Origin of the sequence: Corynebacterium sp. HMSC14H10 (assembly GCF_001807105.1) — a bacterium.
In the GTDB taxonomy this organism is placed as follows: Bacteria; Actinomycetota; Actinomycetes; order Mycobacteriales; family Mycobacteriaceae; genus Corynebacterium; species Corynebacterium jeikeium_D.
Map to the genome: position 1 here is coordinate 59,153 of NZ_KV787412.1, position 23,298 is coordinate 82,450.

The window sequence follows — 23,298 nt, forward strand, 5'->3', positions numbered from 1 at the left end:
AGCGTCTACTTCTTCCGGTGCTTTCCAGCAGGCCGTGCCCGGCGCGCAAAGTAGCGATCATCGATGCGATCGACGACGATTTCCTGGTGGAAAGCCCTGGTCAGGTTCTCGCTGGTCAGGACGTCGTCAATAAGCCCCTGTGCGATGACATTGCCTTCGTCGAGGAGCATCGCATGGGTGAAGCCGTACGGAATTTCTTCCGGGTGGTGCGTAATCATCACCATCGCCGGCGCATCCGGGTCGAGTGCGAGTTCGCCTAAGTAACCGACCAGGTCCTCGCGACCGCCCAGGTCGAGCCCGGCTCCCGGCTCGTCGAGAAGCAGCAATTCGGGGTTGACCATCATGGCTCGTGCGATGAGTACGCGCTTGCGCTCTCCCTCGCTGAGAGTGCCCCAGGTGCGGTCTGCAAGATGCTCAGCGCCCATGCGCTCGAGAATCTCGGAGAGCTGTTCGAAATCCATCTCTTCATAGGTCTCACGCCAGCGCCCCAGGACGGAGTAACTGGCGGAAATAACAAGGTCCGCGACCTTTTCGTCATTGGGAATGCGGTGAGCAATCGACGATGATGTCAAACCAATCATGGTGCGCAAATCACGCATGTCGGTGCGCCCAATCTGCTCGCCCATCACATGGGCCACCCCTGAAGACGGGAATTCCTCCGCTGCAGCAATGCGCATCAAAGAAGTTTTGCCTGCACCGTTCGGCCCCATGATGACCCAGCGCTCGTCAAGTTCTACTTGCCAATCGACCGGCCCGACCAGCGTACGGCCACCACGGATGAGGTTTACGTCGCGAAAGTCGAGTAGCAAATCTTCGTTAAAGTCTTCTTCCAATTCAGCCACACATCCATGGTGCCCTAACTTTGCCCAAATGTGCGCTTGGACATTCTCATCTATCCTCGGTAGAGAGCAAATCGAGTTCACTCGAGATGGTTTTGCTTCGATTTTCACCTAGCTCGCCGACAATTAGGAGAACGTCTTTTATGACTGGTCGAATCGGTATTGATGACATCCGTCCTCAAATCAACGGTGGTGCAACTCCATCGAAGGCCGTAGTGGGTGAAGTCGTCCCAACCTTTGCCGTCATTTGGCGAGAAGGCCATGACGCGATGAACGCCACGCTCAACGTCAAGGGACCGAAGGAATCAGCTTTTGCTTCCCGCTCACAGCGCATTCCAATGCACTTTTCTGACCATGATCCAAATCAGGTCAACGCCACCTTCGTCCCAGACGTTCCCGGGCTGTGGACCATTCGCATTGATGCCTGGTCCGACCCGATGGCAACGTGGCGCAACGCTATCACCAAGAAGTTCGAGGCGGGTCAGAGCGAAGCTGAACTCGCTAATGATCTAGAAATTGGCGCCGCTCTCTTCGACCGCGCCGCCGCTGGTGCCGCTGCTATCCACCGCAACCACCTACGCTCCATCGCCGCAGGTCTGCGCGGCGACGGCGATCTTCGCGCCCGCATTGCAGCCGCGCTTTCCGACGAAACCCGCGCCATTTTGCAGGCGCACCCGGTGCGCGACCTTTTGACCCGCGGAAAGACCCGCAAGATCAAGGTTGACCGCCGCGAAGCCCTGTACTCCTCTTGGTATGAGTTCTTCCCCCGTTCCAACGGTGGTTACGGCGAAAATGGCGAGCTGCTGCACGGCACATTCAAGACTGCGGTTGCACAGCTTGATCGCGCTCAGCGCATGGGCTTCGACACGGTCTATCTGCCCCCGATTCACCCAATCGGTGAAATCAATCGCAAGGGTCGCAACAACACCCTGACCCCGGAACCGGGCGATGTCGGATCTCCGTGGGCTATCGGCTCCGCAGAAGGTGGCCACGACGCCATCCACCCGAGCCTCGGTGACGAAAAGGACTTCAAGGAATTCATCAAGGCTGCTAAGGAGCGCGACCTCGAGGTCGCTATCGACCTAGCGCTCCAGTGTGCACCGGACCACCCCTGGGCTAAGGCTCACCCGGAGTGGTTCACCGTGCTGCCGGACGGCACCATTGCCTACGCCGAGAATCCGCCGAAGAAGTACCAGGACATCTACCCGCTGAATTTCGACAACGATGCCAAGGGCCTGTACGCAGAGGTTCTGCGTGTAGTGAAGTTTTGGGTCAAGCGTGGAGTCAAGGTCTTCCGCGTGGATAACCCCCACACCAAGCCGGGCAACTTCTGGGAATGGCTGATTGAAACCGTTCACGAAACCAACCCGGAGGTCATCTTCCTCGCCGAGGCCTTCACCGCCCCGGCCCGCCTCTACGGCCTGGCCAAGGCTGGCTTCACTCAGTCCTACATCTACTTCCCGTGGAAGACTACGAAGGAAGAGCTGACCGAATTCGGCGAGGAGATTACCCGCCATGCGGACATCGCTCGCCCATCCCTATGGGTCAATACCCCCGATATTCTGCATGACTTCCTGGTCAAGGGCGGCCGTGGCGCCTTCGCCATCCGCGCCGCGCTGGCTTCAACCCTGTCTCCGCTGTGGGGCATGTACTCCGGCTTCGAGCTGTTTGAAAACGTTCCGGTCAAGGAGGGCTCCGAGGAGTACCTCGACAGCGAGAAGTACCAGCTCCGCAGCCGCGATTACGACCAGGCACTGGCCACCGGCAACTCGCTGGAGCCGTTCATTGCCACGCTGAACAAGATTCGTCGGGAGCACCCTGCTCTGCAGCAGCTGCGCAACTTGCACTTCCACGACATCGACAATGACAACCTGCTGGCTTACTCGAAGCTCGATCCGGTCACCGGCGATGCCATCCTCGTTGTTCTCAACCTCGATCCGTGGAATGCCCAGGAAGCTACCGTGCACCTCGACATGGATTGCATCGGGCTCCGCAACCACGACCGCATGGATGTCACTGACCTGATTACCGGCAACCAGTTCAACTGGGGCAAGGACAACTACGTCCGCCTGGCACCGTGGGAAAACGTTGCGCACATCATCAAGCTGCCGGAAATCGATGTCAAGCTCCGCCACAAGTTGGCTTGGCGCGACGTCCCCGACTACGAGGGCTAGAACGCTTGCTGGGAACTTTCGGGGTTAGTGGGCCGCTGACCTGACCACTGTCGCAACGATTCGTCGTTAGGCTGGCGGGTGAGTTAGCAGCCCACTGTCCCCTACCTCCCTCTATTTCTTTAAAACTTAACTCAACAACTTCACATTCACCTACCTAGAAACGCTTCGGAAGGACCTTCCATGGGAGCCCACACAGATCCCCGCCTCGCAATTGATTCCGGCGATATGGATCGCCTGCGCTACTGCACCCATCACGATCCGCACAGCATCTACGGCGCACACGTCGTGGACGGTGACACGGTTATTCGCACGAGGGTCTTCGGCGCTCAGGCAGTTACTGTCGTCAGCACGCGCGGCGAGTTTGAAGCGGAGAACCTGGGCGACGGTTTCTTCACCGCCCTCGTCCCCGGCGGCGATGACTTCGACTACCGTCTGCGCATTACGTGGGACTCCGGCGAGACCGTAGAGCGTGCCGACGGCTACCGTTTCCTCCCCACTATCGGCGCTGGTGACCTACACCTAATCGGCGAGGGACGTCATGAGGAACTGTGGAAGGTTCTCGGTGCTCACCTTCGCAGTTACGACACAGAGCTGGGTACGGTCGAAGGCACCTCGTTTACGGTCTGGGCTCCGAACGCACGCGGCGTCGCCGTGGTCGGTGACTTCTGTATGTGGAACGGCGCGCAGTACCCAATGCGCTCTATGGGTGGCGCAGGTATCTGGGAGCTGTTCATCCCGGGTGTGGGTGAGGGCGAAGTCTACAAGTTCGCCATCACGACACCGGAGGGACAGCGTCGCGATAAGGCCGACCCGATGGCGCGTGCTGCTGAGCTCCCACCGGCTACCGGGTCGATTGTTGCGACCTCCGACTACGCCTGGAGCGACCAAGCGTGGATGGAAAAGCGCGCCAACACAGACTGGACCGAAGAGCCCATCTCTATCTACGAGGTCCACTTGGGTTCCTGGAAGCAGGGCCTGAGCTACGAGGTTATGGCGGAGAAGCTGGTGCGTTACGTGGTCGACATGGGCTACACCCATGTGGAGTTCATGCCAGTATGTGAGCACCCGTTCACCGGTTCCTGGGGTTATCAGGTTTCCGGCTACTACGCTCCGACCAGCCGCTTCGGCACCCCAGATCAGTTCCGCGGTCTAGTTGATGCCTTCCACGCCGCTGGCATCGGTGTCATCATGGACTGGGTTCCGGGGCACTTCCCGAAGGACGAGTTCGCACTTGCCCGCTTCGATGGCACGGCTTGCTACGAGCACCCGGACTGGCGCCGCGGCGAGCAGCGCGACTGGGGCACCTACGTTTTCGACTTCGGCCGCAACGAGGTACGCAACTTCCTCTACGCCAACGCACTGTACTGGGCAGAAGAGTTCCACATCGACGGTCTGCGCGTCGACGCAGTGGCTTCCATGCTGTACCTGGACTACTCCCGCAATGAAGGCGAGTGGCTGCCGAACCAGTACGGTGGCCGTGAAAACCTCGATGCTGTTCAGTTCCTGCAGGAATTCAACGCCACGGTACACAAGCACAACCCGGGCTTCCTCACCGTGGCCGAAGAATCTACTTCTTGGCCGGGTGTGACCGCACCTACCGAGCACGGTGGCTTGGGCTTCTCTATGAAGTGGAACATGGGCTGGATGAATGACACGCTGGAGTACTTCAGCAAGGAGCCGATTTACCGCTCCTACCACCACCATGAGCTCACCTTCGCTATGGTCTACGCCTACTCGGAAGAGTTCATTCTGCCGATTAGCCACGACGAGGTCGTGCACGGCAAGGGCTCGCTGTGGGAGCGCATGCCGGGCGGCGATTGGGATAAGGCCGCAGGCCTACGTACTTTCCTGACCTTCATGTGGGCGCACCCGGGCAAGCAGCTTCTATTCCAGGGTCAGGATCTTGGCCAGAACCACGAGTGGAACCACGATGAGTCCGTGGCTTGGGACAACCTCGAAGGTTGGAGCGGCGAATTCCACCGCGGCATTCAGCTGCTGGTTAAGGACATCAACGCCATCTACAAGGAAAACCCAGCGTTCTACACCCAGGATGACCGCCCAGAGGGCTTCCAGTGGATTAACGCGGATGATTCCACAAACAATGTTGTGTCCTTTGTCCGTTACGGCACCGATGACTCGGTCGTCGCCTGCGTCTATAACCTGTCGGGAACCACGCAGGAAATCTACAAGATTGGCGTACCGCGCGGTGGCCAATGGACGGAGATTCTGAACACAAACGCATCGCGTTACGAGGGCTCCGGCTACGGTGAAAACGGTACTGTGACCGCGGTCGAGCACGGTTGGAACGGCCAGGCTCACTCGATTGATTTGGTGCTGCCGGCCAACACCGCCGTTTGGCTGAAGTGGCAGGGCTAGTCCCGAATCCAGCCAAACAAAAGACAATCACATAGGAATTGCCCGTGCTGCACGGTTTTCAGTGATCTGAGTTTCAGCCTGAAAACCTGACTCACGGGCAATTTTGTTTTGGGGAGCGTATCCAGGTCCTATCCACGGAACGGATTGAACCAGTCAGGTTCCAAAGATTCGTTGTAATTCGCAGAATCTGAATCATCGATGTACCCGGATCCATCCATGCTGTCGGTTCCGATACGATCAGGAATGCCGTCGCCATCCTCATCCGCGCTCCACGTCGCAGCCTGCTTAGCAGTCAGTGGCTTGCCATCCTTACCAAGGCGATTGTAATCCGGCAGAAGCTGGGCTATTTGGGAACCCAGCTGGCCGAGCAGGCCGTCGGTAAGCTCATTGAGCGGCACCTCATCAAAGCGCGTCGTAATGGCGTAAGCGATGGGGCCGGCTGCGGTGTACAAAATACCGTGGTCATTAACGCCCTCGGCAGTGTCACCGGTCTTCTGGACTGCGGAGCCGACGTACATCACAAACTTCTGCGAACCACCGTAAGTGAGGTAGGTCAATGCAGTTTGTGCCGTGTCCTTGGTAATGAAGTTGTGCTTTGAGGTGCCATCGGCCACTTCCTGGAGACGTGCCATGAACAGCGCAGCTTGAGAGGGAGTAAACCAGGACCGATCACCGCTGGGATTGGGGATGTTGAACTTGTTGCCCAGGTGGTAGCGCTTGTCATCAACACCGGCTTCCTTGATGGTTTTGTTGACCTCGTCGAAACCACCGACAGCGTCAATCAACCCATTCGCCGCGGTGTTGTCCGAATACCGCATCACGTACTGCAACAGCCCGTCGAGCGTGTATTGGCCAGGGCCAATCACGCTTCCGCCAACACCATTGTCCCAATCGACCGTCACCGTCTTGTCTAGGTCATCGCCGAATTTCTTCAGCGCAGTAACCACTAACGGAGCCTTGATGGTCGATGCGGAGTACTCCTTCGTATCCTCGCCTACCGACGCCGTGAGCCCTTTGTATGGACCGTCAATGACACGCAAATAGACACCTAAATCAATGCCATAGTTGTCGGAGAAACTCTTAGCCGCAGTATCGAGGACGTCCTGTGCATCAGACCAGGTGACTTCCTCGGAAGCATCCCAACCGTTATCTGGAGCATTAGGTTTTGTGGTAGCAGTGGTGGCCTTGGACCCGGTGGTGCTTGGGACATCGATGGTGCACCCCGCCAACAGAGTCGAGGCCGAAAGCGCAACAATGACCGAGGCGGAAGTAGCGCGAAGGGCTTTGGGGCGAAGTCGCATGCAAAACTCCTGGCTGCAGAAAACTGAAGACCAAAGGCACCTAGCGCAGTATGAACTGTCTGAGGTGAACAGGTGGATGAGATGCAGTGGTAACTGCTGTAAACCACTGAGAACTGTTGGAAGATTACCACCTTCCGAAAAATCTCGTTGCACTGGGGCGCAGCTTTTGTGCAACAATGGATTAAATATAGACATGATTAAAAGAATCAATGTCCAACGGTGCACCCAGGCAGTTGAGCTGCACATTTGATGCTTAATGCTTCAACGATGCCTCGTCCGAGACCGCTGCTAGAAATAGCGCACGGCACCGAAAATCGGAGGAAGTGAATCGCAATGAAGGAAAAGGTACATCGCTTGATGGACCGCATGCAGATTCGCCATGCCCATATGCGCAACACCTGGTATGGGCCGGTACTCTCCCCGGTTCTTCTCGTCGCAGGCTTCGTATTGCTCATTGTTGGCATTATCATTTTGCCAACTCCTGCTCCCGGATGGCTCTGCATCTTTGTTGCACTGGGAATTCTCTCGTTGGTGCATCCGCCGACACGTCGCCTGAACATCTGGTTGGCAGCAAAATTGGACGCCTTTTACGCCTGGTATGCGGAGCGTCATGTGGCAATGAAAGCAACACTTTTCCTGTTGCTAATGGCGTTTATGGCCGCTGTAATGGGCAGCGTCTACTACTTCATGGCTCCGGATGACTGGCCATACACCGACGCTTCAAGCTAGGAGCCTGAGCGCTTTCCAGGCTCCTAGTACAGTGCCCCTAGTCCAGTACTCCTAGTACAGTGCGCTAGCCATCCTCCGGCGTGCATCCAATGCCACTGGATCTGCGGTATCGAATAGCACAAGCAGCTCTAGTAGACGCGACTTGATGGCCTCACGGTCATCGCCAAACACCTGCGGGAGCAACTTCAACAAACGATCGAGCGCCTTCGCTGGATCGTCGACAAGCATCGTGACATCCGCGGCATCGAGGGCGAGCGCGACGTCCTTCGGCGCAGCGTCGGCCTTTGCAATTGGATCTGCGCTGCGATCGATTTTGGCAGCGCGGGCGAAGAAGGACACATTCGCGTGAGCGCGCTTCAGCCCCTGATTTGCGGGCTCGGACTGCAGCATAGCGTCATACAGCTCCAACGCTCCGTCGAAATCGCCCTCCTCGAGCAACTCTTCAGCCTGCTCCAAACGCGGGTCATCGGTGGGTACGGGATTGCCGAAGAAGTCAGTCGGCTCCGGAGCCTCCGGCCCGCTGCCCTCCCCAGCCATACGAGTTCCCGCCGGCAACCCCTTGAGACGACCCCGAGTGGCCTTCATAACCTGCGCCAGCCACTGCTCCAGCCAATCCCTGGTTTTCTCGCCGACAAACATGCCAATGGGACTGCCCATAGCCACAGCCGTGACTGTCGGCACTGCCTGCACACCGAATGCCTGGGCCAGCTGCGGATGCTCCTCAGCATCTGCCCACGCCAGGATCCAGTTCAAATTAGCCTCACGGGCCATGCCTTCTAGCTCAGCCCGAAGACGCAACGAATCAGCTGCTCCAGCCATGCCGATCAAGACAATAACCGGGACCTGCTCCGAGCGCAGAACGACTTCTGCCTCAAGGGTCTGCGGGACAATCTCAACTACAGGAGGAAGCCCATTTCCCTGATCACTGGTTGCCCGCTCGATCTCCTCTCGGCGCTTACGTTCGGCTTCGGCGCGCTGGTGGAGCTGCTCCAAATCAACCGTGCCGGGTGGTGGCGGCGGAGTCGAGCACTCGCGGTGACCGTGTGCTCCATGCGAGTGACCATGAGAATGGCCATGTGCGTGACCATGTCCAGCTGGCATCGTCAAAGGGGTTCCTCTCCAGTGTCGTCGTAAAGCCTATGTAAAGACCTATGTAGAGCCTACGTGTCCAATCCGAACAAGAGACTAGTCGGTGGCTTTCAGCGCATCCTCGACCGCATCCACTTTCGCACGCAGCTGCCCGGTATATCCGTTGCGAATGTCCGCTTTGATGACCAGAGAAGTACGCGGACTGACACGGCTGACTGCTTCCGTAGCTCGCTTAATGACATCCATCACCTCATCCCATTCGCCTTCAACTAGGGTGAACATGGCATTGGTCTCGTTGGGCAGGCCGGATTCGCGCACAACACGCACGGCTTCAGCAACCGCCTCCGCCATTCCCTGCTCGGGATCGGAGAAAGTGGGGGCAACAGAAAATGCGACAATCATGCCGCCGATAATAGCGAGTACCCTGGAAACTATGAGTGAGACACAGATTCCCGTTCCCCATAAGTACGTAGTCGCTGTCGATCACGTCGGCGTCGCAGTCCCGGATTTTGATGCCGCTATTGAGTGGTACCGCGCAAACCTTGGTTTCATCAACTACCACGATGAAGTCAATGAAGAGCAGGGCGTCCACGAGGCCATGGTCGGCCCGGCCGACAAGGTTGAAGGTGGCACTCTGGTTCAGATTCTCGCGCCACTGAACGACCAGTCCACGATTGCAAAGTACCTGGACAAGAAGGGTCCAGGAATCCAGCAGTACGCAGTTCGCGTCACTGATCTGGAGGCGCTGATGGCGCACCTGAAGGAGCAGGGCACCCGGGTGCTGTACCCGGAGCCGAAGATCGGTACCGCAGGTTCGCGCATCAACTTCATCCACCCGAAGGATGCCGGTGGCGTCCTGCTGGAGCTCGTTGAGCCGGCTAAGTAGATCTATCCCCAGCGGCGCGTGATAGTGCGGTGAGCTCTGTTGCGCCAGCAGTTAGTGTGCCAATGACGCCGGTCATCGGCGCCTGCACCATAATCCTGCGGCCAAGCTACGATGTGCGAGGTCCCGGGCATGATTTCCTGGTCGCACCCTGGACAGCGATAAACCTTTTTCGACTGTCCAGCGCTGATGTTACGCACCGCAAAGTCCACGTCCTGCCAACCGGCAGGCCCAGATTCAGTGCGGGTGTTTTGGAAAGAACTGCCAAATGCGGGCAGGCTGCCGCGATTCTGGCCGTGGTTATTACGCCCGCCGCGTTGGTTGCCTCGTTGATTACCGCGCCGCTTGTGGTTTCGCCTAGGCATGGCTAGAACAACCGCAATTCATTGGACTCCAGGCCACGCAGGGCGTCGTAATCCACGGTCACACAGCGAATCCCACGATCCTCTGCCAGAGTCTTGGCCTGTGGCTTAATCTCCTGGGCAGCAAAAATCCCTTCCACCGGTGCCAGCAGCTCATCGCGGTTCAGCATCTCCAAGTAACGGGTTAGCTGCTCAACACCATCGATACCGCCCCGACGCTTAACCTCGACTGCAACGGTGGCGCCGTTTTCATCGCGGCCAAGCAGATCCACCGGTCCGATCGGGGTTGGGTATTCGCGCCTAATCAGGGTGTAGCCCTCGCCAAACGTTGTGAACTGATCTGCAAGGAGTTCCTGTAGATGCGCTTCTACCCCGTCCTTCTCCAGGCCAGGGTCCTCTCCCAGTTCGTACGTGCTATCAGCCAGCACCTTGCCGATAGTGATACGAAGTTGCTCGCCCTTCTTATTCTCAACGACCCAGAGCTTTTCACCAGTGTCTTCCCCCGACTCGTCGAGAATATCCTTCTCCGTCAGCGTGCACGGCGGTGTCATCCAGTTTAGAGGCTTATATGCACGGTCGTCGGCATGCACAGAAACAGAACCGTCAGCTTTCACCAACAGCAAGCGCGGGGCATGAGGCAGATGGGCATTCAAGCGACCGACATAGTCAACGGTGCATTCAGCAATCACAAGGCGCATTCCCCTACCCTAACGTGACTGCCGCGCGGGAGAAAACAATACCCACTAGAGCCTTAGCAATAGCCTGTCGTCCGAGGCTAATACTGACTTCCTCGGCCGCGGTTATAAGCCGAACGGAAACGGCGCTCAATGTCTGTAGGAAACTCACGAGTCTGGCGTGACGACGGCTTCGACTCCACCCACGCCACCAGCGCAGTATCCGAGGACGAGTCCACGGCAAACTCCCATTCGGTATTTTTCCCCGTTTTAATCCTGACTACCCGAAGCCCGGGCGCGAAAAAACCCGCCTCGATGTCAGTCGGATCTCGGCGATCCACAATAGTGACATCGTGACGGGCAAATTCGGCATCACAGCCAGGACGCAGCGAACGTAGCTTGTACATCTTCAACGTCGACTCGGAATAAACAATGACACCATGGCGCCAATGACTGCCATCACCTGCAGGAAGGCGACGAGCAATAACAGGAGTACCTTTTGCATGCAGGCTGGCGAAACGCCACAGGGCAAGGACCCCGCCGACGATCAACATCGCACCGATAATCATGAACATGATTGACATCATGGTTACGCTTGAAAACACTATCTGCCAGCCTCGCATCCGGGTGAATAGACGACGAACCTTGGTTCAAAAGCGCATTAGAGGCTTTTTACAAACCCTACCCGATTGTTGCACTGACATGAAAAATAACTAAGAAAAACGGGGCGGGAAGCTGGCAAGATTTCTCTTGCGAGCTCCCCGCCCCGTTTAAAGAAGCAGGAAGAATACGGTCGTGCGACCGGATGTTCAGGCGAACAGACTAGTTGGTGGAAGCGCGACGAGCCGCGCGGACCTCCGACTCAGCCTGAGCCTTTACTGCAGGGTCATCCGAAGTCAGGTTGGACTCGGCCTCGGAGAGGTTAACCTCGTCAGCCCAGACTGCCTTATCCGCGAGGATCGAAACCTTCGAGGTAGACACGGAAATGAACCCACCCTGTACCGAAGCGACAAGAACCTTGCCGTCTGCGGTCTTGATGGTCACCGTACCGTTGTTGACCAGCTGGCCAAGCAACGGCTGGTGTCCGGGCAGCACGCCGATCTCACCCTCGGTGGTCTGGGCAGAGACCAAAGTGGCCTTGCCCTTCCAGAGCGGTCGCTCAACGGCAACCAGTTCAGCGGTGATTTCAGCCATGAGGATGCCCCTTACTTCTTCTGCATTTCAGCGTACTTCTTCTCGACATCGTCGAGGCCACCCAGGCCGTCGAAGGCCATCTCCGGGTAGTTGTCGAAGTCGCCCTTGCAGATGCGGTCGAAGGCAACGATGGTGTCCTTCAGCGGGACGTACGAACCAGGCAGACCCGTGAACTTCTCAGCAACGAAGAAGTTCTGACCCAAGAATCGCTGGATACGACGTGCACGCTGCACGGTCACCTTGTCCTCCTCGGACAGCTCGTCCATACCGAGGATGGCGATGATGTCCTGGAGTTCCTTGTTCTTCTGCAGGATGTTAATAACCTGCTGAGCAACTCGGTAGTGCTCCTCACCGACGATCGACGGCTCGAGGATACGAGAAGTCGAGGTCAGCGGGTTCACTGCCGGGTAAATACCCTTCGATGCGATCGAGCGGTCGAGCTCGGTGGTTGCATCGAGGTGGGCGAAGGTCGTTGCCGGAGCCGGGTCGGTGTAGTCATCGGCAGGCACGTAGACGGCCTGCAGAGAGGTAATCGAACGGCCCTTGGTGGACGTAATGCGCTCCTGCAAAACACCCATCTCGTCAGCCAGGGTCGGCTGGTAACCCACGGCGGAAGGCATACGACCCAGCAGGGTCGAAACCTCAGAACCGGCCTGGGTGAAACGGAAGATGTTGTCAATGAAGAGCAGCACGTCCTGGTGCTGAACATCGCGGAAGTACTCTGCCATGGTCAGACCCGACAGCGCGACACGCATACGGACTCCCGGCGGCTCGTCCATCTGGCCGAAGACGAGGGCGGTGTCCTGGAAAACGCCCATCTCTTCCATTTCCAGGAAGAGGTCGGTGCCCTCACGGGTACGCTCACCAACACCGGCGAAGACCGAAGTACCGGAGAACTCGCGTGCAATACGAGTAATCATCTCCTGGATCAGAACGGTCTTACCGACACCGGCACCACCGAACAGACCAATCTTGCCGCCCTTAACGTACGGGGTCAGCAGGTCGATGACCTTAATACCGGTTTCCAGAATCTCGGTCTTGCCCTCGAGCTGGTCGAAGGCCGGCGGCTCACGGTGGATGCCCCACTGCTCACCATCGCGACCCAGGCCCGGCTCATCCAGGCAGTCGCCCATTGCGTTAAAGACGTGACCCTTGACGACGTCACCAACCGGAACCGAAATCGGCTTTCCGGTGTCCTTGACCTCTGCACCGCGGACCAGGCCGTCGGTCGGAGCCATAGCAATGGTACGAACCATGTTGTCACCGAGGTGCTGTGCAGTCTCGAGGACAATGGTCTTGGCGACCGAAGGAAGGGTAACTTCCACGGTCAGCGCGTTGTAAAGTGCCGGCAGTTCGTTACGCGGGAACTCCACGTCGACGACGGCACCGATGACACGCACAACACGGCCCACAGCCGTGGTGGTGTTCTGCTCACTTAGAGCTGTGCTCATATCTAGTCACTTTCTCCGCTGTCGTCGAGCGCACCGGCGCCACCGACGATTTCTGTGATTTCCTGGGTAATCTGTGCCTGACGTGCCTGGTTAGCAACACGCGAGAGGTCCTTGACCAGCTCGGTAGCGTTGTCCGTCGCGGACTTCATAGCGTTACGACGGGCAGCGGACTCAGAGGCAGCGGCCTCGAGCATCACTGCGAACAGGGTGCGGGACACGTACTGCGGCAGAAGCTCTGCCAACAGGGTGTCTGCATCAGGCTCGAATTCGTAGTCCGGCTTAAGGTCATCTGATCCATCGGACAGCATGTCCTCGCCCTGAGCAATCTCGACATCCTCGTACACAGGCTCAATCGGGAGCATCTGGTGTGCACGCGGGATCTGAGAAAGCATGGACACGAATTCCGTGTAGACAACGTGGACCTGGTCGAAGCCCTGAACGGCTTCGCCGTTGGTGCCACGCAGGCCTTCGCGGTACTTGGCAGTGCCCTCGGCCGTAGCGTTGAAACCATCAATGAGGTGACGACGCACGTCGTGGGTTGCGGCGTAGTCCGGATCCTGGGAGAAGCCCTCCCACGTACCGGCGAGCTCGACACCACGGAAGTCGTAGTAGTCGGTGCCCTTACGGCCAGTCACGTAGAGAACGACCTCATGCCCCTGCTCTTCCAGAGCGGTACGCAGTTCTGCAGCCTTCTTCAGGACGTTGTGGTTGTAGCCGCCACACATGCCGCGGTCACTGGTGACAACCAGGACTGCAACACGCTGGTTACCCTCACGCTTTACGAGCATCGGGTGATCCAACGACGAAGCCGATGCGAGACGTCCGATGACCTTCTCGATTTCGTCGGCGTACGGCTGGGAGTCTGCTACGCGACGCTGCGCCTTAGTAATGCGCGAGGTTGCGATAAGCTCCTGGGCCTTGGTGATCTTCTTGGTCGAGTTCACCGACTTGATTCGGGCTCGAAGTTCACGAAGATTCGCCATGTCCTATTCCCTCCCTTCAATTGCGAAAACGGTCATTGAGTAGCTCAACCTGCCTAGTTCTGGGCAGTCTTGCGGGAGACCGTAATCTGCTGCTTCTTGAGCTCGCCCTCGTCGAGTGCCTCGACCGGAGCCTCGGAAGCCAGCGGTGCGCCCTCAGAAGTCTGGAAGGACTTCTTGAAGTTAGCGGTAGCGGACTTCAGAGCAGCCTTGGACTCGTCAGAGAAGGCGACGCCGCCGTCAATCTGCTCGAAGACTGCAGGCTGAGTGTCCTGCAGGTGCTCAAGCAGCTCGGCCTCGAAGCGACGGACGTCCTCAACCGGGACATCGTCGAATTCGCCCTCGCCAGCGAGGTAGATGGAGGTCATCTGGTACTCGACCGGCTGCGGGTGGTTTTCCTTCTGCTTCAGCAGCTCAACCAGACGCTGACCGCGCTCCAGCTGACGCTTGGAGGCATCGTCCAGGTCGGATGCGAACATTGCGAATGCTTCCAGGTCGCGGTAGGACGCGAGGTCCAGACGCAGGTTACCGGAAACCTTCTTCATGCCCTTGGTCTGTGCGGCACCACCAACACGGGAAACCGACACACCGACGTTAATAGCCGGGCGGACACCCTGGTTGAACAGGTCGGACTCGAGGAAGACCTGGCCGTCGGTAATGGAAATGACGTTGGTCGGAATGAAGGCCGACACGTCGTTTGCCTTGGTCTCGATGATCGGCAGTGCGGTCAGCGAGCCTGCACCCATGTCGTCGGAGAGCTTCGCAGCACGCTCCAGCAGACGGGAGTGGAGGTAGAAGACGTCACCCGGGTAAGCTTCGCGTCCCGGCGGGCGACGCAGCAGCAGCGAGATGGCACGGTATGCCTCTGCCTGCTTAGTCAGATCATCGTAAATGACCAGGACGTGCTTGCCCTGGTACATCCAGTGCTGCCCCAGTGCGGCGCCTGCGAATGGTGCAAGCCACTTGAAGCCTGCGGCATCCGACGCCGGGGCAGCAACGATGGTGGTGTACTCGAGTGCGCCCTGCTCCTCGAGGGTCTGGCGCACACCAGCAATGGTGGAGCCCTTCTGACCGATAGCAACGTAGATGCATCGCACCTGCTTGCTCGGGTCACCGGACTCCCAGTTAGCCTTCTGGTTCAAAATGGTGTCCAGGCAGACCGCGGTCTTACCGGTCTTACGGTCACCAATGATCAGCTGACGCTGACCACGACCAATTGGGGTCATTGCGTCGATGGCCTTAATACCAGTAGCCATCGGCTCTTCAACCGGCTGACGCTGCAGCACGGTCGGTGCCTGCAGCTCGAGGACGCGGTCCTCTTCAGCCTCAATGTCGCCCAGGCCGTCAATCGGCTGGCCCAGGGGGTTAATTACGCGACCGAGGAACTTGTCCCCGACCGGAATCGAAAGGACGTCACCCGTCCGCTTTACCTCGTCACCCTCTTTAAGCGACTCGAAGTTACCCAGCACCACAACGCCGACCTTGTCGGTGTCGAGGTTCTGAGCGACGCCAATAACGCCGCCCGGGAACTCCAGAAGCTCATTCGTCATGACCGACGGCATTCCCGAAACCTGGGCGATACCATCAGCTGCACTGATAACAACGCCAACCTCCTCGCGGGAGGCCTCCGGGGAGTAGCTCGAGGTGTAGTTCGCAATCGCGCTACGGATCTCGTCGGAGGAGATCGTCAGCTCCGCCATGTTCTTCCTGCTCTCGGTAATATTCTTCCAGTGATTAATCGTCTAAACCATCCGTCAGCCGAGGCCGACGCGCAGCTTCTCAAGCTTTGTTGAAAGGCTACCGTCGATGACCTCGTCGCCAACCCGGATGACCAGTCCACCGAGAATCGACTTATCGATCACGGTGTGGATGGACATCGCCTTGCCGTAGACTCGGCCGAGCTTGTCCGCCAGTGCTCGCTCTTGCTCGTCAGAGACGGCCGTGGCACTGGTCACGCGAGCGACGACGTGGTTCCGCAGGCCGGCGGCTAGCCGGGACAGGGAGTCAATGTCGTCCGCGGGGCGCTTGGATGGGCGGCCAACAGCCTGCAGTGCGAGGGTTTCGGTCACGGAAGTGACCTTGCCGTACAGCACAGAGGCGAGGAGCCCACGCTTGGCTTCGGGGGTTGCGGCCTTGTCGGCCAGCAGCTGTTCAAGCTGCGACTGCTCAGCCAGGATGTGTCCCAGTTGGAACAGCTCAGACTCAACAGTCTCAAGCTGTCCCTGGCCTTCGGCAGAGCGAAGGAGGGCTCGACGGCCCAGCTCTACCAAACCCTCACGCATTTCACGCGGGGTGGACCATACCTGCGCGGCAGCATCCACGACGAGGTTAAGAGTCGTCTCAGATACCTTGCCCGCGAACAGGCTCCGGACAAGGCCGGAACGCTGTTCCGCAGTCGCCGAGGTGTCGGCGACAGCGACACGCAGGCCGCGGTCGGAGTCCAGGACCTCGACGATGTCGAAAAGCTCGGAACCAGTCTGAGCAGCCTGAGCAACAGCGACATTGTCGCCACTGATAGCGGCGTCCAGTCGCTGGCTAAGGGCTGCCAGGGATTCGCGGCTTGCTGCGTGCATGTCGCCTACTTTCCGGCCGGGGCCACGGTGTCAAGGTTGGACAAGAAGTTGTCAATCGTCGACGAGTTACGAACGTCGTCGGAAAGCTGCTCGCCCAGAAGGCGCTCAGCGAGATTGATGGAGTTCTGGCCCATTTCCTTGCGCAGCTCTGCGACTACCTGCTCACGCTGGGCAGCGAGCTGCTTCTCACCGGACTCGATGATTCGTGCGCTCTCGTCATTAGCCTTGGTCGTAGCGTCTGCAATGATGCGCTGACCCTGTGCACGGGCTTCGTCGCGAATCTTTGCTGCTTCAGTACGGGCCTCTGCGAGCTGACTGTTGTACTTTTCCAGAGCGGCCTTCGCCTCGGCCTGTGCAGCCTCAGCGCGTTCAATGCCGCCCTCAATCCGGTCCTCCCGCTCGGTCAGGACCTCCTGGAACTTCGGAAGAACGAGCTTCCAGAAGAGAACCAGGATAACTACCAGCGGGACAACGGACCAGACGATGTCATAGGTCTTTGGCAGCAGCGGGTCAACGGACTCTCCCATCGGGAGGTCACCCGCTGCTAGCAAAAAGGTGAAATCTGTCATGGTTTACGTGTTCTCCGCTTGAAGGTCCGGACTTAGAAAACGAAGCCTGCGACCAGGCCGATCAGGGCGAGAGCCTCAGTGAAGGCGATACCCAGGAACATGGTAGTACGCAGCTGGCCGGCCATCTCAGGCTGGCGTGCCATACCCTCAACGGTCTTGCCGGCGACGATGCCGATACCGAGGCCCGGGCCCAGGGTGGACAGACCGTAACCGATGGTCTTCAGGCCAGCGTTGGTGTCGACAGCCTGGACAGCGTCCTGGGCGGAGAGGATGACGTCGTTCATTATGAACCGTTCCCTTTCTTAAAGGATGGCCCCGGATTAAAGATTGTTCTAAGTAGGCCCGGGGCTTTTGTGGGTCAAGTGGGTCTTGCTATTAAATTTGCGAGGCCTTGTTGCCGAAGTTGCGGCCTCATTAGTTATGGGTTAGTGCTCGTCTGCGTGCAGCGACAGTTCGATGTAGACGGCGCTCAGCAGGGCAAAGATGTATGCCTGCAGGAAAATCACCAGCATCTCGAACAGCGTGAATGCTACCGCAGCGATAAGGGTCAACCCGGACAGGGCGGTCCAACCATTCAGCTGCCAGAAGAAGAAGTTCGTGGCACCGAAAAGCAGGACTAGAACCATGTGGCCCGCCAGCATGTTGGCCATCAGACGGATGGTCAGCGTAACTGGGCGGAGAACGAAGTTGGAGAAAATCTCGATCGGCACCACGATGAGGTGGAGCGCCGGTGGCAAGTTCGGAATAACGACTGCCGACTTCACAAACTTGAAGAAGCCCATCTTCTTCGAGCCCGCGTAAATGAAGGCAACGTATGCGAACAGGGCCAGAACCAGTGGCATACCGATTCGGGCGTTCGGCGAAATATTGAGGCCAGGAATAATAGCCGCAATATTCATCGAGATAACAAGGAAGAAGATGGTGGCCAGAACCGGAAGGAAACGACGCCCCTCCTTCTTACCCAGAATCTCCTCCGCGATGTGGATGCGGACGAAGTCCAGCATCAACTCCGCAACGTTCTGCAGACCAGTCGGCACGAGCTTCGGACGACGCATTGCGACGACGAAGAACACGGCGACGATCACGGCCATCAAAAGACGAACAATCATCAGGCGGTCCATGGCGTACCAGTCGCCACTGCCACCTAAAATGAAGTCGCCAAATTGTTCACCCGGGAAATACTCCTCCTGCAAGTTGGGTGAGTGAAACTCACCCCGCATCTCGGCAAGTGTTGTAACGCTCAGCGTTCTCTCCCGTGATTGGGCCGCTAGAACTATTGTCAAGCGGTGCGAAGGACGTCATTTAACGTGTCGCGCCGCGGATTCCATTCGCTCATCAGCACGGCGCTCACGGGGACCGTACCTGTGGAAATGATAGTTATTTCGCTACAGGCCGTCTTACCCGAAACTCAGGATAACAGTTCTGACTCATTTTCCCCACCCGGTACACCCCCGCGTTTCCGACCCCGAAACCAACAAAGAGGCCGACCCCCGCTGTGGGTTTCGGCCTCTATTTGTGGCATCTTCTGCACAAACTGGACAATATGCTTATTACCTGCGGTTTTAGAGGCGCATTGCAGCCTATCAGCAGGTCAACAAGTTATTAACGAGCTATTCGTCCTTCATTGGTTGCACATAAGTGAGGTTAGATTGCGACATTCCCCACACTTCTGCACCCAGCGTCACCATCAGCGTGAGTACAACAGTGACGAAGAAAGTCATGTTGTCATAAAACTCAAGATTTCTAATAACAACCAGGACACCGATCAATACGACAATCTTCAACAACCAGCCACCCAGTACAACGGCAAGCGTGACGGACGGCGAAGTTCGAGCAGTAAAGAGGATGCCTAGAACGGTAAGCAATACGAAGCTTCCGCTAATGCCCGCACCAAGGAGTACGCCCCAGACACCGGGCATACCGTTTTTGCCACCCCAGACCAGCAGCGAAAGCACGGTAATCACAGCGAGCGCGATTGCGCCCGAGCGAGCAGCAGCCAGCAGCGGTCGCCGCGAATCGTCGTATTTAGACTCGGGCTCCGGAGTTGTTTTTTCAGTCACGGTCGAAGATTGTACCTTCTGCGTCCACGTCGACGTCTTATAACCTGCCGGACCCCACTTCCACTTCTGGGACGCGCTCCCGTTGAACGGTCGTCGGCAAGCGCATTGCGACGGCGGAGGGTGAAGACAACCGCGATGATAAGCAGGATCCCGAAGGTGAGAGCGACAAATTCAAAGGGGAAAATGGTGGTGGCAACGGCGGCGTACGCGACGACCGACACCCATAGGTAAAGCACTAGCACCACGCGGCGATGACTGTGTCCCATCGACAGGAGGCGGTGGTGAATATGCATTTTGTCGGGTGAGAAGGGTGACTTGCCCTGGCTGACGCGGCGAACGACAGCAAGCAGCAAGTCGAGCATTGGCACGCTAATTGCTGCGATGACGACCACAACCGGCGAGATTAGAGCGATGACGTCAGCGGTGCCGTACATGGAGGGCGCGATGCGTCCCGACGCCGACACCGATGCCGCTGCGAGCAGCAAGCCGATCATCATGGCACCGGAATCGCCCATGAAAATGCGTGCGGGCTCGAAGTTGTGCGGCAAGAAGCCCAGGCAAGCGCCGAGGAGGCACGCGGAAATCATCGCGGGTGGATAGGCAGACACGGTTCCGCCTTGGTCGTGAAGCATGACCATCGAATAGACAAGGATTGCAGCTGCGGCGATCATGCCGAGTCCAGCTGCGAGACCATCGATGCCGTCAACAAAGTTGAAGGCGTTAATCAATGCCACAGTAAATAGGACAGTCAAGACTGTGGACATGATTGGATCGAGAATGAGCGTGGCGCCGCCACTGAACGGGATATAGAGCAGATACCAGTTGACGCCCATAAATGACATCAAAAGTGCCGCCGCGACCTGCCCCACCAGCTTGGTGAGGGCATCTAAGTCAAAGAGGTCATCCCAAATACCGACGATTAGCAGGAGCGACGCGGCCGCCACGACTGCCCTCATATCTGGAGTCATAGGTGGAAAACCACGGTTGAGGGCCGGCATCACGGAGGCAAGGGCGATAGCTGCGACCACGCCGGAGTACATCGCCACGCCTCCGAGTCTGGGCTTCGGAATATCGTGGACATCGCGCGTGCGGGGAGCATCCAACCAGCCCGAACGGACCAGCACATAACGCACCACTCCAGTGAGCAAATAACTGACAGCAGCGGAAACTAAAACGAGCATGGCGAGCTCGCGGATGGGCACACCTGCCCCACCCGACTGGGCTGCCAATAAGCTCATGTCCGCCACTAGGTACTACTCACCCACACAATCGCTGCAGATACTAAACAGGAAAAGCCTTAGGTAGACAAGACTACTGACCCAGCAGTCGCTCGGGCGTAGTACTCAAAACCTCGGCAACCGCCGCTGCTGACACAGCGCCTTCGCGCAGAATCCGCGGCACTGGAGTCGAGATATCGACAATCGTCGATGGGGTGCCAATCGTGGCTTCACCGCCGTCGACGTAGACCGCTGCTTCCCCACCGAGCATCTGCTTGGCGCGCACGGCATTGGTGGCCGGTGCCTGGCCAGAGATGTTCGCACTGGACACGGCCATCGGACCGGTGCGGCGCAGAATCTCGATAGCAATTGGGTGCAGCGGCATGCGCAGCATGACCGTACCCGCAGTATCACCAAGGTTCCACGGCAAGCTCGGCGCCTGGTTCACAACCAGCGACAGTCCGCCCGGCCAGAAAGCCTCCACCAGCGTGCGAGCAGCTGGCGAGTATTCGCGGACGAGCCCCTCAATCGTGTTCCAGGAACCCACGAGCACCGGTACCGGCATATCCGGGCCGCGGTGCTTGGCACGCAGCAAGGAGGCAACGGCCTGGTTATCAAAGGCATCGCAGCCAAGGCCGTAGACGGTATCGGTAGGCATAACGACCAGCCGTCCTGCCTTCACTGCATCTACTGCTGCTGCAATTGCGCGTTCGCGCTTTTCATCTGTGCTGCAGTCCATAATCCTGCTCATCAGATTTGTGCTCCTGCTTCAAAGTTTGCTTTTAAGATCAATTTTTGCGTCCCACCGTAAAACGGTCACGGCCCGCAAAGTCACGGTGGACCTCTACATCAGCGTAATCCCAGGTGTCCTTTAGCAGTGAACTGACATCGTCTCCTGAAGAGTCATCGTGCTCGATGCCGATGACTCCACCCGGCCGCACCAGCGCATCCACTAGGTTCATCATAGGTCGAATGACATCTAGCCCATCGTCGCCGCCGAAGACCGCAGAGTGCGGATCAGCTCTCACTTCGGGGTCAACTTCGGTGTCTTCGGGCACATATGGAGGGTTGGACACAACAATGTCGGTCTCGCCTACCCATTCTGCGAGCTCAGCGCCATCATCAATCAGCTGAACATCCGTGACATCGCCAGCAATCAGACGCACACGCCCATCGCCGTACGTCTCGATATTCTTCGCAGCCCACGCCCGTGCCCGCTCAGAGAGCTCCACAGCCACCACGTCCGCTTCGGGTACGGCATCGGCGATCGCCAACGCCAACGCACCAGATCCAGTACACAAGTCAACGATTTTCGGCTTGACGACGCCACTTGCGACCAGTTCACGGGCTCGATCGATTGCCCACTGCGCAAGCAGTTCCGTCTCCGGCCGGGGCACAAAAACACCGGGCCCAACCTGTAGTTCCAGGCTCATCATCGGCGCCGTACCGAGGATGTGCTGCAGTGGCTCACGAGCCACTCTGCGGGCCAGTACCTCGGCCAGATACTTGCGACCGTCCTCATCGGTGTACGGTTCGTCTCCGCGGAAGATGATGTCTGCCGGTCCCGCATTGATAGCAGCTGCAAACAGCGCCCGCGCGTCGGCATCCGGAGAAGCCAGCGCCGCGTCGTCAAGCGTGCGACGCGCATAGCGAAACAGCTCGCCGAGAGTACGGACGGAATCCGGTAACGTCGGCGAGCTATTTTCTGCGGGCGTGGGGCTACTCGGCTTCAAGACGCTCAGCGCGCTCCGCGTCGTGGAGGGCCTTGAGCAGGTCATCCATGTCGCCGCCCAGCACCGAGTCCAGGTTGTGAGCCTTGTAACCGATGCGGTGATCGGAAACGCGGTTCTCCGGGAAGTTGTAAGTGCGGATGCGCTCGGAGCGATCCATGTTGCGCACCTGAGACTTACGCTGGTCAGAGGCAGCCTCGGCGATCTCCTCTTCCTTCATCTGCTGCAGTCGAGCAGCAAGGACCTGCATAGCGCGGGCCTTGTTCTGAATCTGAGAACGTTCCTTCTGACAGGTAACAACGAGACCAGTCGGCAGGTGCGTCAGGCGAACGGCGGAGTCAGTCGTGTTAACACCCTGACCGCCCTTACCGGAGGAACGGTAGACGTCGACACGCAGATCCTTTTCATCAATCTGAATGTCTTCGACCTCGTCGGGCTCCGGGTAGACCAGCACACCAGCGGCGGACGTCTGAATACGGCCCTGAGATTCGGTAACCGGCACGCGCTGCACGCGGTGAACGCCACCTTCAAACTTGAACACGCTCCACGCACCGTCACGGGACGGAGTCTTAGCTCGGATGGACATAGTCATGTCCTTCACGCCGCCGAGATCAGACTCGGACAGCCCGAGAATCTCGGTGGTAAAGCCGTGCTTTTCTGCATAGCGCTGGTACATACGAGCGAGCTCACCTGCGAAGAGCGCTGCCTCCTCACCGCCGGCACCGGACTTGAGCTCCATAACGATGTCATCGCTGTCGTGCGGATCGCGCGGAGCCAGCAGGTCGGCGAGCTTTTCCTCGAGCTCCTCTGCCTCGACAGCGAGACGCTCAGCCTCAGCTGCGAATTCGGAGTCCTCGTATGCCATCTCGCGAGCTGCCTCCAGGTCATCCTGGACCTCAGTCAACTTCTTGTGAGTCTGAATGACCGGCTGCAACTCATTGAAGCGCTTGCCGCCCTTACGGGCAGCCTTCGGGTCGTTGTGCAGCTCGGGGTCTGCCAGCTGCGCCTCAAGGCCGTGGTATTCGGAGAGGATGTCGTCAACTGCGGAAACCTGATTAGCCATTGAATATTCCTTCAGATTGTGATGGGTGAAATGC

General features: G+C 58.2%; 23 protein-coding genes. 4 read left to right on the forward strand and 19 right to left on the reverse strand.

Translation table 11 applies throughout. The features are described from left to right. Window positions 1-5: 5 nt before the first annotated feature. Window positions 6-842 (reverse strand): ABC transporter ATP-binding protein, encoded by an 837-nt coding sequence (locus HMPREF3135_RS02710; RefSeq protein WP_049194094.1) that lies wholly within the window; start codon window positions 840-842, stop codon window positions 6-8. Between the two features lie 140 nt (window positions 843-982). Between HMPREF3135_RS02710 and HMPREF3135_RS02715 the strand changes: the two genes are divergently transcribed. Then, window positions 983-3,013 carry an alpha-1,4-glucan--maltose-1-phosphate maltosyltransferase gene (locus HMPREF3135_RS02715; RefSeq protein WP_049194095.1) on the forward strand — a complete coding sequence of 677 codons (2,031 nt, stop codon included), beginning with the start codon at window positions 983-985 and terminating at the stop codon, window positions 3,011-3,013. Between the two features lie 180 nt (window positions 3,014-3,193). After that, the gene (glgB, locus tag HMPREF3135_RS02720; RefSeq protein WP_049172061.1) at window positions 3,194-5,389 is read left to right on the forward strand and encodes a 1,4-alpha-glucan branching protein GlgB; all 2,196 of its coding nucleotides are present in this window, start codon (window positions 3,194-3,196) and stop codon (window positions 5,387-5,389) included. Between the two features lie 128 nt (window positions 5,390-5,517). Here glgB and HMPREF3135_RS02725 read toward each other — a convergent pair whose 3' ends face one another. Then, window positions 5,518-6,690: a serine hydrolase gene (locus tag HMPREF3135_RS02725; protein ID WP_049190092.1), complete on the reverse strand. Its 1,173-nt coding sequence runs from the start codon at window positions 6,688-6,690 to the stop codon at window positions 5,518-5,520. A gap of 333 nt (window positions 6,691-7,023) precedes the next feature. Between HMPREF3135_RS02725 and HMPREF3135_RS02730 the strand changes: the two genes are divergently transcribed. Beyond that, the gene (locus HMPREF3135_RS02730) at window positions 7,024-7,419 is read left to right on the forward strand and encodes a TIGR02611 family protein (RefSeq protein WP_016422463.1); all 396 of its coding nucleotides are present in this window, start codon (window positions 7,024-7,026) and stop codon (window positions 7,417-7,419) included. A 51-nt stretch (window positions 7,420-7,470) separates the two neighbouring features. Here HMPREF3135_RS02730 and HMPREF3135_RS02735 read toward each other — a convergent pair whose 3' ends face one another. Together HMPREF3135_RS02735 and HMPREF3135_RS02740 are read right to left on the reverse strand one after the other, a co-directional pair. Beyond that, window positions 7,471-8,520 (reverse strand): co-chaperone YbbN, encoded by a 1,050-nt coding sequence (locus HMPREF3135_RS02735; protein ID WP_049172058.1) that lies wholly within the window; start codon window positions 8,518-8,520, stop codon window positions 7,471-7,473. A gap of 84 nt (window positions 8,521-8,604) precedes the next feature. After that, on the reverse strand, window positions 8,605-8,910 hold the full coding sequence (locus HMPREF3135_RS02740; protein WP_049172056.1) for a thiamine-binding protein: 306 nt from the start codon (window positions 8,908-8,910) through the stop codon (window positions 8,605-8,607). Window positions 8,911-8,941: 31 nt separating this feature from the next. Between HMPREF3135_RS02740 and mce the strand changes: the two genes are divergently transcribed. After that, the gene (gene mce / locus HMPREF3135_RS02745) at window positions 8,942-9,394 is read left to right on the forward strand and encodes a methylmalonyl-CoA epimerase (protein ID WP_005509354.1); all 453 of its coding nucleotides are present in this window, start codon (window positions 8,942-8,944) and stop codon (window positions 9,392-9,394) included. A gap of 364 nt (window positions 9,395-9,758) precedes the next feature. Here mce and nucS read toward each other — a convergent pair whose 3' ends face one another. The 15 genes from nucS to prfA all read right to left on the reverse strand — a co-directional run bounded on the left by nucS (window position 9,759) and on the right by prfA (window position 23,264). Beyond that, complete coding sequence (gene nucS, locus HMPREF3135_RS02750; RefSeq protein ID WP_005509457.1) at window positions 9,759-10,451, reverse strand: endonuclease NucS; 693 nt, start codon at window positions 10,449-10,451, stop codon at window positions 9,759-9,761. A gap of 77 nt (window positions 10,452-10,528) precedes the next feature. Continuing rightward, window positions 10,529-11,032 (reverse strand): DUF2550 domain-containing protein, encoded by a 504-nt coding sequence (locus tag HMPREF3135_RS02755; protein WP_016422460.1) that lies wholly within the window; start codon window positions 11,030-11,032, stop codon window positions 10,529-10,531. A gap of 217 nt (window positions 11,033-11,249) precedes the next feature. Next, the gene (locus HMPREF3135_RS02760) at window positions 11,250-11,621 is read right to left on the reverse strand and encodes a F0F1 ATP synthase subunit epsilon (protein ID WP_049172054.1); all 372 of its coding nucleotides are present in this window, start codon (window positions 11,619-11,621) and stop codon (window positions 11,250-11,252) included. Window positions 11,622-11,632: 11 nt separating this feature from the next. Continuing rightward, the gene (atpD, locus tag HMPREF3135_RS02765) at window positions 11,633-13,072 is read right to left on the reverse strand and encodes a F0F1 ATP synthase subunit beta (RefSeq protein ID WP_070437876.1); all 1,440 of its coding nucleotides are present in this window, start codon (window positions 13,070-13,072) and stop codon (window positions 11,633-11,635) included. A gap of 2 nt (window positions 13,073-13,074) precedes the next feature. Continuing rightward, the gene (locus tag HMPREF3135_RS02770; protein ID WP_005509705.1) at window positions 13,075-14,055 is read right to left on the reverse strand and encodes a F0F1 ATP synthase subunit gamma; all 981 of its coding nucleotides are present in this window, start codon (window positions 14,053-14,055) and stop codon (window positions 13,075-13,077) included. Window positions 14,056-14,108: 53 nt separating this feature from the next. Next, on the reverse strand, window positions 14,109-15,752 hold the full coding sequence (atpA, locus tag HMPREF3135_RS02775) for a F0F1 ATP synthase subunit alpha (RefSeq protein ID WP_005509387.1): 1,644 nt from the start codon (window positions 15,750-15,752) through the stop codon (window positions 14,109-14,111). 54 nt (window positions 15,753-15,806) lie between these two features. Next, a complete protein-coding gene (locus HMPREF3135_RS02780) occupies window positions 15,807-16,625 on the reverse strand; it encodes a F0F1 ATP synthase subunit delta (protein WP_070429330.1) in 819 nt (272 codons plus the stop codon). 5 nt (window positions 16,626-16,630) lie between these two features. Further along, entirely contained in the window at window positions 16,631-17,194 is a 564-nt protein-coding gene (locus HMPREF3135_RS02785) for a F0F1 ATP synthase subunit B (RefSeq protein WP_038628467.1), read from the reverse strand. 32 nt (window positions 17,195-17,226) lie between these two features. Beyond that, window positions 17,227-17,478, reverse strand: a complete 252-nt coding sequence (locus tag HMPREF3135_RS02790) for an ATP synthase F0 subunit C (protein WP_016422456.1) — start codon at window positions 17,476-17,478, stop codon at window positions 17,227-17,229. A gap of 141 nt (window positions 17,479-17,619) precedes the next feature. Then, the gene (gene atpB / locus HMPREF3135_RS02795) at window positions 17,620-18,414 is read right to left on the reverse strand and encodes a F0F1 ATP synthase subunit A (RefSeq protein WP_070429332.1); all 795 of its coding nucleotides are present in this window, start codon (window positions 18,412-18,414) and stop codon (window positions 17,620-17,622) included. Window positions 18,415-18,804: 390 nt separating this feature from the next. Beyond that, window positions 18,805-19,254, reverse strand: a complete 450-nt coding sequence (locus tag HMPREF3135_RS02800; RefSeq protein ID WP_005509564.1) for a Cg1360 family ATP-synthase-associated protein — start codon at window positions 19,252-19,254, stop codon at window positions 18,805-18,807. Further along, entirely contained in the window at window positions 19,251-20,483 is a 1,233-nt protein-coding gene (locus HMPREF3135_RS02805) for a glycosyltransferase family 4 protein (protein WP_224783720.1), read from the reverse strand. Before HMPREF3135_RS02805 ends, HMPREF3135_RS02800 begins: the two co-directional genes overlap by 4 nt. 82 nt (window positions 20,484-20,565) lie before the next feature. Continuing rightward, window positions 20,566-21,222, reverse strand: coding sequence for an L-threonylcarbamoyladenylate synthase (locus tag HMPREF3135_RS02810; protein ID WP_070437880.1), 657 nt, complete (start codon window positions 21,220-21,222; stop codon window positions 20,566-20,568). Between the two features lie 37 nt (window positions 21,223-21,259). Beyond that, the gene (gene prmC, locus HMPREF3135_RS02815; protein ID WP_070437883.1) at window positions 21,260-22,204 is read right to left on the reverse strand and encodes a peptide chain release factor N(5)-glutamine methyltransferase; all 945 of its coding nucleotides are present in this window, start codon (window positions 22,202-22,204) and stop codon (window positions 21,260-21,262) included. Further along, window positions 22,191-23,264, reverse strand: coding sequence for a peptide chain release factor 1 (gene prfA, locus HMPREF3135_RS02820; RefSeq protein WP_070437890.1), 1,074 nt, complete (start codon window positions 23,262-23,264; stop codon window positions 22,191-22,193). Before prfA ends, prmC begins: the two co-directional genes overlap by 14 nt. Between the last annotated feature and the right edge of the window lie 34 nt (window positions 23,265-23,298).

Excerpts from the sequence above, each read along its gene's own strand:
- glgB (WP_049172061.1), top strand. The coding sequence starts at position 3,194 with ATGGGAGCCCACACAGATCCCCGCCTCGCAATTGATTCCGGCGATATG.
- HMPREF3135_RS02730 (WP_016422463.1), top strand. The coding sequence starts at position 7,024 with ATGAAGGAAAAGGTACATCGCTTGATGGACCGCATGCAGATTCGCCAT.
- atpA (WP_005509387.1), bottom strand. The coding sequence starts at position 15,752 with ATGGCGGAGCTGACGATCTCCTCCGACGAGATCCGTAGCGCGATTGCG.
- HMPREF3135_RS02725 (WP_049190092.1), bottom strand. The coding sequence starts at position 6,690 with ATGCGACTTCGCCCCAAAGCCCTTCGCGCTACTTCCGCCTCGGTCATT.
- HMPREF3135_RS02760 (WP_049172054.1), bottom strand. The coding sequence starts at position 11,621 with ATGGCTGAAATCACCGCTGAACTGGTTGCCGTTGAGCGACCGCTCTGG.
- atpB (WP_070429332.1), bottom strand. The coding sequence starts at position 18,414 with ATGCGGGGTGAGTTTCACTCACCCAACTTGCAGGAGGAGTATTTCCCG.
- HMPREF3135_RS02740 (WP_049172056.1), bottom strand. The coding sequence starts at position 8,910 with ATGATTGTCGCATTTTCTGTTGCCCCCACTTTCTCCGATCCCGAGCAG.
- mce (WP_005509354.1), top strand. The coding sequence starts at position 8,942 with ATGAGTGAGACACAGATTCCCGTTCCCCATAAGTACGTAGTCGCTGTC.
- HMPREF3135_RS02785 (WP_038628467.1), bottom strand. The coding sequence starts at position 17,194 with ATGACAGATTTCACCTTTTTGCTAGCAGCGGGTGACCTCCCGATGGGA.
- HMPREF3135_RS02715 (WP_049194095.1), top strand. The coding sequence starts at position 983 with ATGACTGGTCGAATCGGTATTGATGACATCCGTCCTCAAATCAACGGT.
- HMPREF3135_RS02735 (WP_049172058.1), bottom strand. The coding sequence starts at position 8,520 with ATGCCAGCTGGACATGGTCACGCACATGGCCATTCTCATGGTCACTCG.
- prfA (WP_070437890.1), bottom strand. The coding sequence starts at position 23,264 with ATGGCTAATCAGGTTTCCGCAGTTGACGACATCCTCTCCGAATACCAC.
- nucS (WP_005509457.1), bottom strand. The coding sequence starts at position 10,451 with ATGCGCCTTGTGATTGCTGAATGCACCGTTGACTATGTCGGTCGCTTG.
- HMPREF3135_RS02770 (WP_005509705.1), bottom strand. The coding sequence starts at position 14,055 with ATGGCGAATCTTCGTGAACTTCGAGCCCGAATCAAGTCGGTGAACTCG.
- HMPREF3135_RS02780 (WP_070429330.1), bottom strand. The coding sequence starts at position 16,625 with ATGCACGCAGCAAGCCGCGAATCCCTGGCAGCCCTTAGCCAGCGACTG.
- HMPREF3135_RS02810 (WP_070437880.1), bottom strand. The coding sequence starts at position 21,222 with ATGAGCAGGATTATGGACTGCAGCACAGATGAAAAGCGCGAACGCGCA.
- atpD (WP_070437876.1), bottom strand. The coding sequence starts at position 13,072 with ATGAGCACAGCTCTAAGTGAGCAGAACACCACCACGGCTGTGGGCCGT.
- HMPREF3135_RS02790 (WP_016422456.1), bottom strand. The coding sequence starts at position 17,478 with ATGAACGACGTCATCCTCTCCGCCCAGGACGCTGTCCAGGCTGTCGAC.